The sequence below is a fragment of the Planktothrix tepida PCC 9214 genome (assembly GCF_900009145.1).
In the GTDB taxonomy this organism is placed as follows: Bacteria; Cyanobacteriota; Cyanobacteriia; order Cyanobacteriales; family Microcoleaceae; genus Planktothrix; species Planktothrix tepida.
Genome location: NZ_LN889812.1, coordinates 454,929 through 471,195 on the forward strand (window position 1 = coordinate 454,929; position 16,267 = coordinate 471,195).

Below are 16,267 nucleotides of genomic sequence, written 5' to 3' on the forward strand. Positions count from 1 at the left end.
TCTAACGGTAGAGCCAGACGCGGAGGAGGGAGAGGAGTTGTTCTGTATCGACGGGTTTGGTAATATAGTCGGAAGCTCCAGCGTCAAGACATTTTTCCCGATCGCCTTGCATCGCTTTAGCCGTTAAGGCAATAATCGGTAAGCTCTCAAATTTAGGGACAGCCCGAATCGCTCGCATGGTTTCGTAACCGTCCATTTCGGGCATCATCACATCCATCAACACAATATCAATTCCGGTTGTGGCTTGTAATTTAGCGATCGCTTCTTTGCCATTTTCAGCATACATCACATCCATAAGATGTCGTTCTAACATACTGGTGATCGCATAAATATTTCGCACATCATCATCGACGACTAACACTTTCTTCCCGGCTAAAATCGCATCAGTTTGACGCAACACCTCCAGGATTTGTCGTTTTGCTTCCGGTAATTCCGCCGGAACTCGGTGCAGAAGTAAAGCTGTTAAATCCAGTAAACTTTCGGGAGATTTGGCGAATTTAAGAGTAATATTATTAGCCAAATTCTTCAGATTTGTTTCTTGCTTTTTCGTTAAGGGTTGAGGATGATAAAAGACAATCGGAATGGTACTTAAATTTTCTTCAGATTCTAACTGTTCTAGCCATTCTATTCCGTTCATATCTGTCAGTTGCCAACCGACCACCACAGTGTCAAACGGTTCGGCTTTTAGAGTTGTTAAAGCGGCTTCCCCAGCTTCAAAGGAAGAAATCGAAATATCCCCATTTCCGATGATATCAATAATACTCTGACGTTGTTCAGGATTGCCTTCTAGCATTAACAATTTTTTCACAGATGTTCCAATAAATGCCTTGAGTTTGGCAATATGTTCAACTAAGATTTCCCGGTTAATGGGTTTTTTCAAAAAGCTTAGAGCTCCAAGTTGTAAACTCCGATGTTGGGCATCTTCTTCCGAAATCACATAAACCGGAATGTGACGGGTGGTAATTTCATGTTTTAACCGATCTAAGACTGTCCAGCCCTCAACTCCGGGGAACTGCAAACTTAGAAGAATGGCTGAAGGTTTGAATTCCCGCGCCATTGTTAAACCTGCATCACTGGAACAAGCGACAATTCCTTTGAAACCCTGTTGTCGTGCGACTTCTAAGAGTAAGCGTGCTTCAGCGACATCTTGATCAACAATCAGCAAAACGCGCTGGCCCGGTTGCAGAAGTTCTCGATCATCTCGAATTTTCACTCCCGCCGACAGTTGAGCCTCGGTTTGGGGTCGAGCATAGGCTTGAGTCGCTTTCTGAGCCAGGGTGGGCGCAGCAGAAGCTAAGGAAGACTGTTCTTCGGCAGAAGAGTCGGTTAGGTTGCCGTTATTTTGCAGCTTTTGGGTTTCTGGTTCTCCGATTTTCAGGTTTTCTGAAGGCAGGCTGATGGAACGCAAGGAACCGAAGGCTGCGGGTGTGGAGCGTAACCGTTCTCGAAAATGGGGAGAAGAGATCGGCCCGGTGAGGCGGGTTTCTGAGGTTTCTTCGATCTCTTGGATTTGATAGTGATAAGGTAAATAAAGGGTGAAATTGCTACCAACGCCTAAAGTGCTGGTGAGGATAATTTCTCCGCCTAGAATTTGAGCGATTTCCCGACTAATTGATAATCCTAAACCCGTACCCCCATATTTACGGCTGGTGGTTCCATCAGCTTGTTGGAAGGCTTCAAAAATAATGCGTTGCTTTTCAGGAGGAACTCCAATTCCGGTATCAATCACAGAAAAAGCAACCACCATATCCGCTTGATTTAAAGTATTTTGTTCGTGACTCCAACCAAAGGTCACAAGTTCAACTCGCAGGGTAACTTGTCCTTTTTCAGTAAATTTAAAGGCATTGGAAAGCAGGTTTTTGAGGATTTGTTGCAGACGTTTGGGGTCTGTGTAAATGCCTTTGGGGAGTTTAGAATCAAAATCAACCAGGAAATTCAACCCTTTATCAACGGCAATTTGGCGGAAGGTTCGATCAATATAATTTTGCAGTTCGGAGAAGAGAATTTGATCAATTTCAACGGAGATTGTACCCGATTCAATTTTAGCTAAATCTAAAATATCGTTAATTAATCCCAGTAAATCCGTTCCAGCCGCATGAATAGTTTGGGCATATTCCACTTGTTTTAAGCTGAGGTTACTATCAGAATTTTCCGATAATAATCGCGCCAAGATTAACAAACTATTCAGAGGAGTTCGCAACTCATGGGACATATTGGCTAGAAATTCCGATTTATATTTAGAGGTTAAAGCCAGTTGTTCGGCTTTTTCTTCCAAAGACCGTCGAGCTTGTTCAATTTCTCCATTTTTCCGTTCAACTTCTGTATTTTGTTCAGCCAATAATCGTGCTTTTTCTTCGAGTTCTTCGTTTTTCTGTTGCAGTTCTTCCTGTTGACTTTTCAGCAGTTCTTCCGAAGCTTTTAAGGAACGAGCTTGTTGTTCTAATCGTTCATTGGTTTCACGGAGTTCTTTTTGTTGACTTTGCAATTCTTCAGCCAAAGCGGTTGATTGTTTTAATAATTCTTCCGTTCGCATACTCGCCGCAATGGTATTCAACACAATGGCAATACTTTCTGTCAATTGATCAAAGAACATTAAATGAATTTCACTAAACCGCCGGAAGGAAGCTAACTCAATTACCGCCGTAACTTGTCCTTCAAATAACACGGGTAAAACCACTGCATTTAAAGGATTTGATTCTCCTAAACCCGAACTAATTTTAATATAATTTTCAGGGACTTCAGTAATTAAAATTCGTTCTTTTTCTAAGGCGCATTGTCCCACTAATCCTTCTCCCAATTGGAAACGGTTTGCTAAATGTTTCCGTTCCCGATAAGCGTAGGTACTGAGAAGTTTTAAATAGGATTGATTGTCTCCCGAGTCCATTAAATAAAAGACCCCATGTTGAGCCGAAACTAAGGGAGCTAATTCTGATAAAATCAGTTTAGAAACCGTTTCTAAATCTCGTTGACCTTGTAACATTCGAGTGAATTTAGCCAGGTTTGTTTTTAACCAATCTTGTTCGGTATTCTTTTGGGTTGTTTCTCGTAAATTGGCAATCATTTGGTTAATATTATCTTTAAGAATTGCCACTTCTCCTTGAGCTTCAACGGAAATAGATCGAGTTAAATCTCCTTTTGTAACAGCCGTTGCGACTTCTGCGATCGCCCTCACCTGAGTGGTTAAGTTCGCCGCCAGTTCGTTCACGTTGTCCGTTAAGTCTCTCCAAGTTCCCGACGCCCCCGGTACCTTCGCCTGACCTCCGAGTTTTCCTTCTATTCCCACTTCCCGCGCCACCGTCGTTACCTGGTCAGCAAAGGTTGCTAGGGTATCGATCATTTCGTTAATGGTATCGGCGAGGGTTTCAATTTCCCCCTTGGCTTCTAACATTAATTTGCGCTTCAAGTCCCCATTCGCAACCGCCGTCACCACCCGCGCAATACCCCGCACCTGGGCTGTTAAGTTTCCAGCCATTGAGTTAACATTATCCGTAAGGTCTTTCCAGGTTCCCGCTACCCCTCGCACTTCCGCTTGACCTCCGAGTTTTCCTTCAGTTCCCACTTCCCGTGCTACCCGTGTTACTTCTGACGCAAAGGAAGATAATTGATCGACCATTGTATTAATTGTATTCTTCAGATCCAGAATTTCACCCTTCACATCAACGGTAATTTTCTTCGACAGATCCCCATTTGCAATAGCAGTAGCAACTTCCGCAATATTCCGCACTTGGGCTGTTAAATTTCCCGCCATTAAATTAACATTATCCGTCAAATCTTTCCAAGTGCCCGCCACCCCTTTTACATACGCTTGAACCCCTAATTTTCCTTCCGTTCCCACCTCTCGCGCCACCCGTGTTACCTCAGACGCAAAGGAGTTTAACTGGTCTACCATTGTATTAATAGTATTTTTCAGTTCGAGAATTTCCCCTTTAACATCTACTGTAATTTTCTTAGACAAATCTCCATTCGCCACAGCCGTCGTTACTTCCGCAATATTCCGCACCTGGGCTGTTAAAGAACCCGCCATAAAGTTAACACTATCAGTCAGATCTTTCCAAGTACCTGCAACCCCTCGAACTTCCGCTTGTACCCCTAATTTTCCTTCTGAACCGACTTCTCGCGCCACCCGTGTTACTTCAGATGCAAAGGAGTTTAATTGATCCACCATTGTATTAACAGTATTCTTCAGTTCTAAAATTTCACCTTTAACATCAACGGTAATTTTCTTCGATAAATCTCCATTCGCTACAGCCGTCGTTACCGCCGCAATATTCCGCACCTGGGCTGTTAAGGAACCCGCCATAAAATTAACACTATCCGTCAAATCTTTCCACGTTCCCGCCACCCCTCGAACATCCGCTTGTACCCCTAATTTTCCTTCTGAACCAACTTCTCGCGCCACCCGTGTTACTTCAGAAGCAAAGGAGGAAAGTTGATCCACCATAATATTAATAGTATTCTTCAGTTCTAAAATTTCACCCTTCACTTGAACTGTAATCTTTTTCGATAAATCACCATTAGCAATAGCCGTCGCAACTTCGGCAATATTTCTCACCTGTGCGGTTAAGTTACTTGCCATTGAGTTAACATTATCGGTGAGATCTTTCCAGGTTCCTGCTACTCCTCGAACTTCCGCTTGAACCCCTAATTTTCCTTCCGTTCCCACCTCTCGCGCCACCCGTGTTACTTCTGACGCAAAGGATGATAATTGATCCACCATTGTATTAATAGTATTCTTCAGTTCTAAGATTTCACCCTTAACATCAACGGTAATTTTCTTAGACAGATCTCCATTAGCTACAGCCGTCGTTACTTCTGCAATATTTCGCACTTGTCCCGTTAAGGAACTCGCCATAAAATTAACACTATCGGTCAAATCTTTCCAAGTACCAGCCACCCCCCGAACTTCCGCCTGTCCTCCGAGTTTTCCTTCTGAACCCACTTCTCGCGCCACCCGTGTTACTTCGGAAGCGAAGGAGTTAAGTTGATCCACCATAATATTAACGGTGTTTTTCAGTTCTAAAATTTCACCTTTAACATCAACTGTAATTTTTTTCGATAAATCTCCATTCGCAATAGCAGTGGCAACTTCCGCAATATTCCTTACCTGTCCCGTTAAGTTTCCCGCCATTGAGTTAACACTATCGGTGAGATCTTTCCAAGTCCCTGCAACCCCTCGAACTTCCGCTTGTACACCTAATTTCCCTTCCGTTCCCACCTCTCGCGCCACCCGCGTTACCTCTGAAGCAAAGGAATTTAACTGATCCACCATTGTATTAATCGTATTCTTCAGTTCTAAAATTTCACCCTTAACATCAACGGTAATTTTTTTCGATAAATCTCCATTCGCTACCGCCGTCGTTACTTCTGCAATATTTCGCACTTGGGCTGTTAAGTTTCCTGCCATTAAATTAACATTATCCGTCAAATCTTTCCACGTTCCCGCCACCCCTTTTACTTCTGCTTGAACGCCTAATTTTCCTTCGGTTCCCACTTCCCGTGCTACCCGTGTTACTTCTGATGCAAAGGAGTTTAATTGGTCTACCATTGTATTAACGGTATTTTTGAGTTCGAGAATTTCCCCTTTAACATCAACGGTAATTTTTTTCGATAAATCTCCATTAGCAATAGCCGTGGCAACTTCGGCAATATTTCTCACCTGTCCGGTCAAGTTTCCCGCCATTAAATTAACGTTATCGGTGAGATCTTTCCAGGTTCCAGCTACTCCTTGAACTTCCGCTTGAACGCCTAATTTTCCTTCGGTTCCCACTTCCCGTGCTACCCGTGTGACTTCTGAAGCAAAGGAAGAGAGTTGATCCACCATAGTATTAACAATTTTGGCGGTTTGTAGAAATTCGCCTTTGAGGGGCCTATCCTCTATATCTAAAGCCATTTTTTGGGACAGATCCCCATTGGCTACCGCCCGAATAACACGGGCCGTTTCTGAGGTGGGTTGGACGAGATCGGTGATCAGGGTATTTACGGAGTTAACGCTGGCTTCCCAAGACCCTCCCGCAGAACCGAGGGTAGCCCGTTGATTAATTTGGCCTTCTTTACCGACAACTTTGCTGATGCGTTCGAGTTCGGCGGCCATTCTTTGGTTGAGTTCAATAATATCATTGAGGGTATCGGCAACTTTTCCCGCTATTCCGGTTTGATCTAAAGGCATTCGCACGGAAAAGTCGCCTTTTTTAACCGCGACTAAGGTTTTGAGGAGTTGTTTTTCATCAAGTTGATCGCTGACTTTGGCTAATTGTGTTGTAGACATAAGCTGACGTTTAGGGGGTATTATTTTTAATAGAAGAAAATTGATGACTTAGACTAATTTCTGAAATGAGATGGCAACTATTATCAGGTATAAACCTATTCCAAGTATCTCTATCTAAAGATAGAAGACTTATAATCTGAAGTCCTGCTAATCTTGTTATTTAGGGTTATTAATATAATTCAAGACTTCCTCAACACAATCATCACTTTTAGGAAGTTTTAAAATAGCGTTTAGAACATAGCCAATCTTTTGTTTTTTCCCTAAGTAGAGACACGCCATGGCACGTCTCTACATGGGTTTTAGGAAAACATCTGTAGGATTATAATTTAAGGATTTTATATTAAACCCCCCAGGAACTCTGTTTTTAAGAGTTGGGGGATGTAAAACTTGAGAAAAGTTAATAGTCAACCGTCAACAGTTTTAAAAGCTGCTATTAGCGGGAGATAGATTATTTTGATAGCCATCCTGAATACCGACTCGATAACCGGAGGTATAGCCTGTTCTATATTCCGAACTTGTACCCGGAACACTGGCGTTTACAGCATTGGGGCTAGGAGTTGGATTAGAAGGATTTGTGTTAGGATTACTGGAATTATAATTTTGAATTTGTTGTACTCCTTGTTGATAGCCATCATTAAAGCCTTGGACACATTCTGTGGCGTTATTATCTCCTGTATATCCTGTACAAACGCTTGTCCTAATGGGTACAGGAACAGCCCCAACGGTCAAAGGATAACTGAGGAGTAAAGTTGATACTCCTAATAACATTTTAATTCCGTTTTTTGATAAATCTTGAATCCGTTTCATTTGTGTCCCTTAACCTCCATTAATCTTCATAATCATTCCCTTAAGGTAAGAGAAAAGACTGAGATTAGGATTCTCTCAAAAGGTTGAAGTTTACCTCAAGATTTAGTCTGTCTTAATGAAGAACTGAGCAGAGGAGGAAAAATACTGGTTTAGTAATTCAGTTGCTAAATGTTCAGCTTGTTCCCGAATTTCTCGAACTGCGGTTGTTTCCCAGCGACATCCTTTACAGGGAGAACCTAAAGTATATAATTGTTGAGAAATATTTCCCTGTTGATCTATTAACGCCCCATTTTCAGCGACCTCTAAACCTAAGTTTAATTGATCAGAACGAATTAAACCCATTTTCAATAAGTTAACAAGCAGGGGATGTTTAAGTGTCTGATAGTTAACGCCAGAACCCGTACAATTTACGACTAAACTGACTCGTAAATTTAATAATTTCTGATTGTGTTTTTCACGAATGATGACTTCTACACTATCAGGATTTTCAAAATAATCTAAAATGCGAGCCGCATGAAAAATTACCTGTTTCTGGTTTAATAAGTCTTGAATCTGTTGATAAATCATGGGTGCAACTCGATGGCGGCACACATCCCAATAAGGTTGAACATGGCGCAAAAATCGGGATTTTTCTTGAGGGGAAAGCTGATTCCAAATCGATTGAGTTTCTGGTCGTAATGAATCAATTACGGCTCTCCAATCATACCCTTTTTGGGCAGCCTTTTCAATTTCTAATCGAACTTTATGGTATAATTGACGGATAGTTATTGGTGCAGATTTTGCATTTAAGAAAGGGGGAAAGGGTTCTACTGTTGCGTGAGCTTGGGGAAATAAACCCCGTCGAGAAACAACATAAATTTTTCCCTGATAATCTTGTTCTTTTAAGGAGACAATCATATCAATGGCTGTTAATCCTGAGCCAATTAATAAAATGGGTTCTGTCAGCGATCGCAAAGGTAATTTGGATTCAGACCAAGCCCAAGGAATATAACGAGAACTCTGATAAAATGAAGGATTAGAAATAGAAGGATTAGCGGGGGGAAAATTCCCAATCGCTAAAACAGATTGATCAACAGTAAGTTGCTTTCCACTGCTTAAGGTAATGATTAAATAATCAGGGGTTTGATGAAGGGCGATCGCTTCATCTCGAACTCGGTATAAACGCACTCCCATCGCCGCTTTTTGTTCAGCATTCTGTAAAATTGAACGTAAATATTCACCATAAAAACGTCGAGGAACAAAAGTTTCAGATGTAATTAACTGTTCTGGATAACGAGTATTAAGCCAGTGGATAAAATGATTCGGTTGATCGGAAAATGCACTCATTTTTCCCGTAGGAACGTTGAGTAAATGCTGATCTGAAACGGTACTATAGGCAATTCCTTCACCAAATTGGGGTCTGTGTTCAATTAAATAGATATCTAAAGGATAAGTTGTTTTTTGTAGGAGATGAATTGCCACCATCACCCCACTAAAACCACCACCTACAATCGCAACGCTTTGAGTCATAAATCAAAATAAAGTTGATCGTGAATTGTCAGCCATCCAGCATAGAGCTTGATAGAAATCAACTGCTATCCCGGAGAGTGGTAGCAGTTGATTAGCTGAGTTTAAGTCTAAATGTATTTTAATTGTATCGTAATACATTTGAAAAGTAAAGACAATCCATCAGACATGACAGGATAGGATGGATCACCATCGGGAAGCGGGTTAATCACATCCTGAATTCTTGATATTTCCGTCGTAAGTCCCTAAAAAGGGGAGATTCTAAAGACGTGAACTTTCGCCTCCAGACGGGCAAATTTTCAGAACATTCGTTACCCTGGACTTAGGCGCAAAATATTTCCAGTTTTAGTCCTAGATTACAAATGACATAGACAACAAGAAAACGTCCCGTTCTCCTTAGCTCCCAAATCCCAACTCCAGAATCATAATGACTCAGGAATTTCACATTTCCGTCACCCCGGTTGGGGACAATCAATATTTAGTGCGAACAGAAAAAGTCGCATCCGGTGTTCCTTTAGCCGAAGAACAAGTTAAATGGCCTGTGGATGAATGGTTAGCCCACACTCGCCAATTAATGAATGATCCTCTTTTAGGGTTATTAGAAGGCCAAACGGTGGCTCCGTTTCGGGCTGTGGGGAAAAAAACAGAAACTCAATTAACCAGTGACCCCCCTTTATTAAGTTTAGTTGAATTGGGTCAACAGCTTTATCATGGGTTATTTCAAGGAACGTTACGCGATAGTTGGACTTGTGCCCAAGCGATCTCCCAAAATCGTCGGGAATTATTACAATTACGATTAGGCTTAAAAGGTAGACGGTTATCGAGTTTACCTTGGGAAGTATTACACGCCGCAGATCGTCCCATAGCAACAGGAACGGATGTGGTGTTTTCCCGTTACCAACCGGGGATGAATTCTATTCTCCACACCCAGGTTAGAAAACCCAATCAACCCTTAAAAATTTTAATCGCCATTGCGGCACCCACTGACCAGGACACGCTACACCTGAAGCGGGAAGTGCTGCATTTACAAGAAGAACTACGACGGGAAAATGGACGCAGTAGAAATACCTTAGAACCGACAACTCCTGATATTCAACTGACTATTTTAGAACAACCCGATCGCGAACAACTCACCCAAGCCTTAGAACAAGGTCAATATCAAGTTTTTCATTACGCCGGACATAGCAATTTAGGTGCTTCTGGGGGAGAATTATATTTAGTCAGTCGTCGGACGGGGTTAACAGAAACCCTGAGTGGGGATGATTTAGCAGGATTATTAGTCAATAATGGGGTGCAGATGGTGGTGTTAAATTCCTGTCGGGGAGCCTATGGAAATACACCCAATGTAAGTGATGATACCGCCCAATTGAATCTGGCTGAATATGCGGTGAAGCGGGGAATTCCAGGGGTGTTAGCGATGGCTGAACGCATTCCCGATGATGTGGCATTGACCTTAACGCGGTTATTATATCGAAATCTGAATCAGGGTTATCCGATTGATTTAAGTTTAAGTCGAGCTAGACAAGGATTAATTTCCTCTTACGGTTCCCATCAATTGTATTGGGCTTTACCGATTTTATATTTACATCGAGAATTTGATGGATATTTAACTGCAAGTCAACCCCATGATTCTATTCTGGAAGTCCCAGAATTTTTACCCTTGCCTTCTACTCCTGCCGAACAAGGCTTAAAGTTAAAACCACCTTCTAAAACCCTATCATTATCTGAATGGGATAGTATGAACGAGGATGATGTTGAAGAGCTATTAGATGATTTGGTTTATGATGATAATTTAGGCGATCTCGTTGAAGATCGATTAGATGATTTTGTCCCTGAAAATGAGGGAAGAAATGAATTAGGAAATACAGATTTTATTGGGGATTTTTTGCGTCAGTCAACGGTGACAGAACCTACACCAAAACCGACAACGGTTGAAAAATCCGACTCGTTCAAGTTAACGTCAGTCTCGCCAAAATCAACTTCTTCTCCATCGGGTATCACCTCTGTTGATGGGTTAAAGGGAAAACGATTATTATGGGGACTTCCGTTGATCTTCCTGGCTCTCGGTTTTGGGATTTGGTTCGGTCAAAATCAAGCTTTACAATCGCAACGATTAGACCGTGAAGGAACGTCTTCTGAAACCACCTTAGTTCGAGCGAATTCTAATCAACCTCAAGCTACAGATTTAAAAACAGCTAATACAGATTATGTTTTAGGTATTGCCGTTGAACAATTTTATCAAAGAAATCTATTAGCAGCAGAAGAAGCTACCACAGAATTATTAGATCGAGGCGCATTAGAAAAAGCAAAATCGGCATTAGCGGCGGTACAGGTTCAGGATCTCAATCATCCGATTGTTAATTTTCTCAATGGTCGGTTAGCTTGGCAATCCATTCAACAGGGAAGTGCAGATTATAAAATTGATGATGTGCGTCGATATTGGGAAAAAGCTGCTCAACAAAATCCTCAATCTGTTGAATATAAAAATGCCTTGGGTTTTGCTTATTATACCGAAGGAAAGTTAGAGAATGCCTATCAAGCTTGGACTCAAGTTTTAGAGATTTCTGAACCTGCTTTAGTGGGGAAAGCGAAACCGGGAACGGCTAATAATACACTAACTCAAGTACAACAACACGATAAGTTAACCGCTTATGCAGGTTTAGGATTGGTTTGGCGTAAATTTTCTCAAACTTTACCTCAAAAACAACAAAAATTTATGTTAAGTAAAGCGGCTAAATTTGGTGATAAAGTTATGAGTGAATCTCCCACAGAATTTAAAACCAATCAATTATCTAAAAATTGGATGTGGTCTAAAGAGTTAATTCGAGATTGGCAATTATTACAAGAAAACAAATAGATGATGAATCAATCAAATCAACAAAACTTAACAAAGTTACACAATTATTAGCTATAGCAGTCACGGAAATACCATGATTGATAGAAGTTGATAATCTGCAATTTGTCTCGGCTGCGGTGTGGCTAGGAGAAAGTTATCGGGTACTGGGGAATGATGGGGCGAGTCACCAGTGGTGGGAAGAAGCTTGCGTGCGAAGTCAGGAACTGAGGATGTTCAACCCCGTTATAGCTGATTACTGGTTAGGGAGGGCTTTAGAGGGGTTAGGGGATGTTGTAGGGGCAATCAAGGTTTATCGCAATGCCTTGAGTCAACAGTTACTTTATCCGGCTCGTGGGGAGGTTGAAGTGGCTTTGAAACGGCTAAAAGCTTTATTGCGGAAGGATTAACCGCGTTGAAGATGAGTTTCTAGTGGCATTGAGTTAGAGGAAAAAACAGCCTCTAACTCAAAAAATTCAGAAATTGAGGTTGGAAATCGTCTTTAAAGTGTAACAGAACACACAAAATTAGCTCGATTGAATCAAAAACATGAGGTCTTAAATGCCACTCCAATGGAATCAACAGCCGGATCATGTGAAACAAGCCTTCCTAGACCAAAAAGCGACATTAGTAATCCTCCCCAAAGGGATGAAATTATGGAAGCTTACTGGTTATAAGCCGTCAAGAAATCCAAATATTCATCGTTTTACACCCCCAATTACTCCTTGGTGGTCTAATTATGACCCATTCAAGGATGATACACGGGGAGTAAAAGGTGTATTAAAAGATTCTATTGCAAAAAGTCAAATATTTTTGGCTTATGTTCGAGACAGATCAGCAGTGACCATTGAGTGGAATAGCTTGACTTACTATATGGAAACAAAGCTTCTGAACGATAAAGAAGCTTTTTGGGGTCGCTACGCGCCACAGCCTGTATCCAAAAACCCAATTTATCAGACGCTATACGACGGTGTGTATTATCCTGAAGCGTTAGGAGGGTGGCCTGATGCTTTTCAGTTATATATCCCGAATTTACAAACAGCAGATCTGGCAACACCTGAATGGTTCAGTTCCACTGATAACAAAGCATTGAAGGCGCAGTTCGGCATATAAAGCCTGAAAAAGGGAAAAAAACAGTCTCTAACTCAAAAAATTCAGAAATTGCCATCTGAGATCGTCTTATAGCCCATATTTCGCAGATGGGCATCGAATTTTTTACTAATTCTAATTAGGGCTTGCTGAAAAAGTAACAGAAAAGGAAACGAATGATGAACTAGCGAATGAAGTTAGAAGGGTAAATCAGTTTTTTTTTGAGGAAAGAAGTTGGTTCTTCATATTCTGCTTCAAATTCTTCCCAGGGTATCACTTTTGCCATGATGACCCAGCGATTCTCTTCCGACAGCTTTCCCTCAAACGGCAGTTTGAAATCTTCTGCTGGTGTCCTTGGTTGTTCGTCTTTACGGTACATTTTCCCCGACTCCTGCAAGGTTTTTGGGCTATTTTACACCCCTCCCTTGCACCTGATTCATTTTTTCTTGTCTTCTCCTCCCCTCTGTTCTGGCTTTTCGCCTTTTTTCAGCAAGCCCCAATTAAGTGTAGCGTCCCTGTGGTTGCCGATAATTGAACACCTGATCAAAACCCATTTTAGTAAAGATAAGCGTTTATTTGTAAGCTGTGATAGAACCCAATGGAAAGATTATAATTTGTTTGTCGTTAGTGTGATTTGGGCGAAAAGAGCTTGGCCGATTTATTGGAATTTTTTAGACAAACGAGGGTGTAGTAACTTATCAGAACAACAAGCATTACTGCGTCCTGTTATCCGAATGTTGAAAAGTTATGATTATGTGGTAGTTGGAGACCGCGAATTTCATAGCGTAGAACTCGCCAAATGGCTTCAAGCAGAAGGCGTAGCTTTTGCTTTCCGTCAAAAAGCAGATACCTACATTCAGTTAAAAGGCGAAGATTTTCAACAATTAAAGTCCCTAGATTTATCACCCGGAATGAAAAGATTTTTAACGGGAGTTAAAGTCACTAAAAGTAAGGGGTTTGGAAAAGTAGCACTCGCTTGTTACTGGAAGCGAACATATAAAAGTAGGAACCTAGATGAACCTTGGTACATCTTAACAAATTTGGGCAATTTGGAAGAAACTCTAGCTGCCTATAAAGCCAGGAGTGGAATTGAAGCGATGTTCAAAGATTGTGTGCGACTCGTTGGCTAGAAACCAAAAGCCGCAAAGGTTTTGGGGGATTAGCCGCAAGGTTTCTCAAAGTACCTTGACAACTTAGTAGCCATGAGGGTGACTCAAAGTACATTTTAAATTTATACAGAGAAGTCCCTTCCCATAGGTGCAATGGTGACAGCATCACCCCCAGGAAATGCGACTAGCCATCAATACCTGAAGCGGGGTGAAAAGGCGGCTCTATTGGTAGACCTAAATCAATACCCGTCGAGCAAGAACCCATGAGTAGCCAAAGCGCGAAGATGCGATTGAACCGTCGTAATGAACAACCAGCGGTGTTAGGTTAGGACGCTGGAGCCAAAAGGCAAAGGAATAGGGAGTTGGCGAATGCAGTCTCGACCAACAAGCACTTCTCATAAACCCGGCGGATAGCATCACTCTAAAGGTTCAAACATATGGCTACTAGGAACGAAGTAACCACCCGTCAATGCTCTTAACAAGGTCGATTGTTAAGCAGGTGCTAACCGCAAGCTGCGGGTAGGTGAGATTGGGTCAGAAGCGAATGCTCTGGGTAATGCTAGAGATATGCAGACAGACCCACGGTGAATTGGAGGTAATGGTCTTCAGTAGGAGTATAAATGTCTAAAACGAGTTTCAAGACTACGGTGGAATGGCGCTTGATACCCTGGCACAAGCTAGAACGTCGAGTGTACAAGCTCCAAAAGAGAATTTACCGAGCCTCTCAACGTGGTGATATCAAAGCAGTTCGCAGACTCCAAAAGACGTTGATGAAGTCCTGGTCAGCAAGAGCATTATCGGTTCGTAGAGTTACCCAGGATAACCAAGGAAAGAAGACGGCTGGTGTGGATGGCGTAAAATCGTTGACCCCGGTGCAACGTCTTCGCCTGATAGGTGAATTAAAACTGGATACCAAGGTTAGCCCGACCCGGAGAGTATGGATTCCCAAACCGGGAACGGAAGAGAAGCGACCCTTGGGGATACCTACAATGAAAGACCGCGCCTTGCAAGCGCTTGTTTTGTTGGCATTAGAGCCAGAATGGGAAGCGCGATTTGAACCCAACTCATATGGGTTCAGAACCGGACGCTCATGCAATGATGCAATAGCAGCAATTTATACTGCGATCAATCAAAAAGCCAAGTTTGTATTAGATGCAGACATCAGCAAGTGTTTTGATTGCATCAACCAAGAAGCATTGCTGAGAAAATTGAATACATTCCCTACCCTACGCCGACAAGTTCGTGCTTGGTTAAAAGCGGGAGTGATGGACAGCAAGCAGTTATTTCCTACATCTGAAGGAGTGCCACAAGGCGGAGTTGTTTCCCCACTACTGGCAAATATTGCCCTTCACGGGATGGAGTATCGAATTAAAGAGTTATTTCCGAAAAAGAGCTACTGCCGTAATGGCAAAACCCATACAGTAGCTACACCAGACTTGATTCGATATGCCGATGACTTTGTGATTCTCCATGAAGACATAACCGTTGTCACTAGATGTAGAGAAGTAATCTCTGAATGGTTAAAAAGCATGAGTTTGGAATTAAAGCCTAGCAAAACCAAAATTGTTCATACCCTCAACCCGTATGAACTAGAAAAACCGGGGTTTGATTTTCTCGGTTTTAATATCCGTCAATACCCAGTTGGTAAACATCATTCTGGGACAAATGCTAGAGGTCAACTACTAGGTTTTAAGACCATCATCACCCCAAGCAAAATTCAGCGGAGTATACATCAAGACCAAATCGCAAGTGTGATAGATGCTCATAAGTCAGCACCGCAAGCGGCGCTAATTAAACGATTAAACCCGATGATTAGGGGATGGGCTAACTACTCATGACAATGAGCCAATTTACTGAGGAGCCGTGTAAGCTGAAAGGTTTACGCACGGTTTTGAAGACGAGCGATGCTCGTGAGAGCATCGCTTAGTTTAATAAAAGTGGGGGTTATAATCTTGAAGGATCTAAAGCATCAGTTGAACGCTTAACTCGTCTTGTTTTGTTGGTAGCAATCGCCTATACCATAACAGCCTTACAAGGTTTAAAAATCAAACAACTTGGACAACAAAAATATATCAACCGCCTCCAAGAATTAGGACGGAGTGTTCAACGGCACAGCAACTTTTGGATAGGACAATATGGGCTTTTATGGATAGCTGCAATGGAAATTTGGGCAGATTTGGCTCAACAACTAATGAGAACTAAGTGCAATAAACTCCCTTTTTTTCAGAGGGGTCAGAGAGCTATGATGTTGATGCAGTCTACCTTTTAGCTCTCTTGTCACCCCGTCAGCTTTTAGAGTTCGAGCTAATCTTCTTTCCTTTAATTCCCTTACTGACCAAGGCGAATTGGCTAAAAAATGATGGAGTGATTGTGGCGACCTAATTCCTACTATTTTAGCAATTTCCGGTAAAGATTTTCTCGGAATTGGTGAGATGATTCCTAGATGTAAGTATTTAAAACATTCGTAACTTCTCACTTCTGGAAATAGGTCTTTATAACCTTGACAATATTCATCAATCACTGAAACTGTNGAGCAGGGGGAGCAGGGGGAGCAGGGGAAGCAGGGGGAGTAGGGGAGTTAGAGGGGGACAAGGGCACAGGGAGACAACTGGAGGAGGAAAGACTCACCCATCGTCAACCGTCAATATCTCCCCATGT

At 42.0% G+C, this 16,267-nt stretch carries 9 protein-coding genes and 2 pseudogenes; 5 read left to right on the plus strand and 6 right to left on the minus strand.

Features of this window, described 5'->3' with window-relative positions:
- Position 1 precedes the first annotated feature (1 nt).
- The 4 genes from PL9214_RS21925 to PL9214_RS21935 all read right to left on the minus strand — a co-directional run bounded on the left by PL9214_RS21925 (position 2) and on the right by PL9214_RS21935 (position 8,581).
- A complete protein-coding gene (locus tag PL9214_RS21925) occupies positions 2 to 6,265 on the minus strand; it encodes a HAMP domain-containing protein (RefSeq protein WP_072720903.1) in 6,264 nt (2,087 codons plus the stop codon).
- Positions 6,266 to 6,421: 156 nt separating this feature from the next.
- The gene (locus tag PL9214_RS32780) at positions 6,422 to 6,544 is read right to left on the minus strand and encodes a hypothetical protein (RefSeq protein ID WP_281250357.1); all 123 of its coding nucleotides are present in this window, start codon (positions 6,542 to 6,544) and stop codon (positions 6,422 to 6,424) included.
- A 141-nt stretch (positions 6,545 to 6,685) separates the two neighbouring features.
- Positions 6,686 to 7,072 (minus strand): hypothetical protein, encoded by a 387-nt coding sequence (locus tag PL9214_RS21930; RefSeq protein WP_072720905.1) that lies wholly within the window; start codon positions 7,070 to 7,072, stop codon positions 6,686 to 6,688.
- Between the two features lie 102 nt (positions 7,073 to 7,174).
- Complete coding sequence (locus PL9214_RS21935) at positions 7,175 to 8,581, minus strand: FAD/NAD(P)-binding protein (protein WP_072720907.1); 1,407 nt, start codon at positions 8,579 to 8,581, stop codon at positions 7,175 to 7,177.
- A 424-nt stretch (positions 8,582 to 9,005) separates the two neighbouring features.
- On the opposite strand from PL9214_RS21935, the gene PL9214_RS21940 reads away from it, so the two are divergent.
- The 3 genes from PL9214_RS21940 (at position 9,006) to PL9214_RS21950 (ending at position 12,524) form a co-directional block, all read left to right on the plus strand.
- Entirely contained in the window at positions 9,006 to 11,435 is a 2,430-nt protein-coding gene (locus PL9214_RS21940) for a CHAT domain-containing protein (RefSeq protein WP_072720909.1), read from the plus strand.
- 77 nt (positions 11,436 to 11,512) lie between these two features.
- Positions 11,513 to 11,821 (plus strand): tetratricopeptide repeat protein, encoded by a 309-nt coding sequence (locus PL9214_RS21945; protein WP_186440433.1) that lies wholly within the window; start codon positions 11,513 to 11,515, stop codon positions 11,819 to 11,821.
- A gap of 151 nt (positions 11,822 to 11,972) precedes the next feature.
- On the plus strand, positions 11,973 to 12,524 hold the full coding sequence (locus tag PL9214_RS21950; protein ID WP_072720911.1) for a hypothetical protein: 552 nt from the start codon (positions 11,973 to 11,975) through the stop codon (positions 12,522 to 12,524).
- A 160-nt stretch (positions 12,525 to 12,684) separates the two neighbouring features.
- On the opposite strand, the gene PL9214_RS30795 is transcribed toward PL9214_RS21950, so the two are convergent.
- On the minus strand, positions 12,685 to 12,879 hold the full coding sequence (locus PL9214_RS30795; protein WP_072720912.1) for a hypothetical protein: 195 nt from the start codon (positions 12,877 to 12,879) through the stop codon (positions 12,685 to 12,687).
- Positions 12,880 to 12,946: 67 nt separating this feature from the next.
- Here PL9214_RS30795 and PL9214_RS21960 point away from each other — a divergent pair, with 67 nt between their 5' ends.
- Together PL9214_RS21960 and PL9214_RS21965 are read left to right on the plus strand one after the other, a co-directional pair.
- The gene (locus tag PL9214_RS21960) at positions 12,947 to 13,630 is read left to right on the plus strand and encodes an IS4 family transposase (RefSeq protein ID WP_072720914.1); all 684 of its coding nucleotides are present in this window, start codon (positions 12,947 to 12,949) and stop codon (positions 13,628 to 13,630) included.
- A gap of 599 nt (positions 13,631 to 14,229) precedes the next feature.
- Positions 14,230 to 15,441: pseudogene (locus PL9214_RS21965) on the plus strand (reverse transcriptase domain-containing protein); the annotation flags it as partial.
- A gap of 473 nt (positions 15,442 to 15,914) precedes the next feature.
- Here PL9214_RS21965 and PL9214_RS21970 read toward each other — a convergent pair.
- Positions 15,915 to 16,130 (minus strand): annotated as a pseudogene (locus PL9214_RS21970) (IS701 family transposase); the annotation flags it as partial.
- Positions 16,131 to 16,267: the final 137 nt, after the last annotated feature.

Bases quoted from the DNA above. Each gene is read 5' to 3' on its own strand.
- PL9214_RS21925 (WP_072720903.1), bottom strand. From the start codon at position 6,265: ATGTCTACAACACAATTAGCCAAAGTCAGCGATCAACTTGATGAAAAA.
- PL9214_RS32780 (WP_281250357.1), bottom strand. From the start codon at position 6,544: ATGGCGTGTCTCTACTTAGGGAAAAAACAAAAGATTGGCTATGTTCTA.
- PL9214_RS21930 (WP_072720905.1), bottom strand. From the start codon at position 7,072: ATGAAACGGATTCAAGATTTATCAAAAAACGGAATTAAAATGTTATTA.
- PL9214_RS21935 (WP_072720907.1), bottom strand. From the start codon at position 8,581: ATGACTCAAAGCGTTGCGATTGTAGGTGGTGGTTTTAGTGGGGTGATG.
- PL9214_RS21940 (WP_072720909.1), top strand. From the start codon at position 9,006: ATGACTCAGGAATTTCACATTTCCGTCACCCCGGTTGGGGACAATCAA.
- PL9214_RS21950 (WP_072720911.1), top strand. From the start codon at position 11,973: ATGCCACTCCAATGGAATCAACAGCCGGATCATGTGAAACAAGCCTTC.
- PL9214_RS30795 (WP_072720912.1), bottom strand. From the start codon at position 12,879: ATGTACCGTAAAGACGAACAACCAAGGACACCAGCAGAAGATTTCAAA.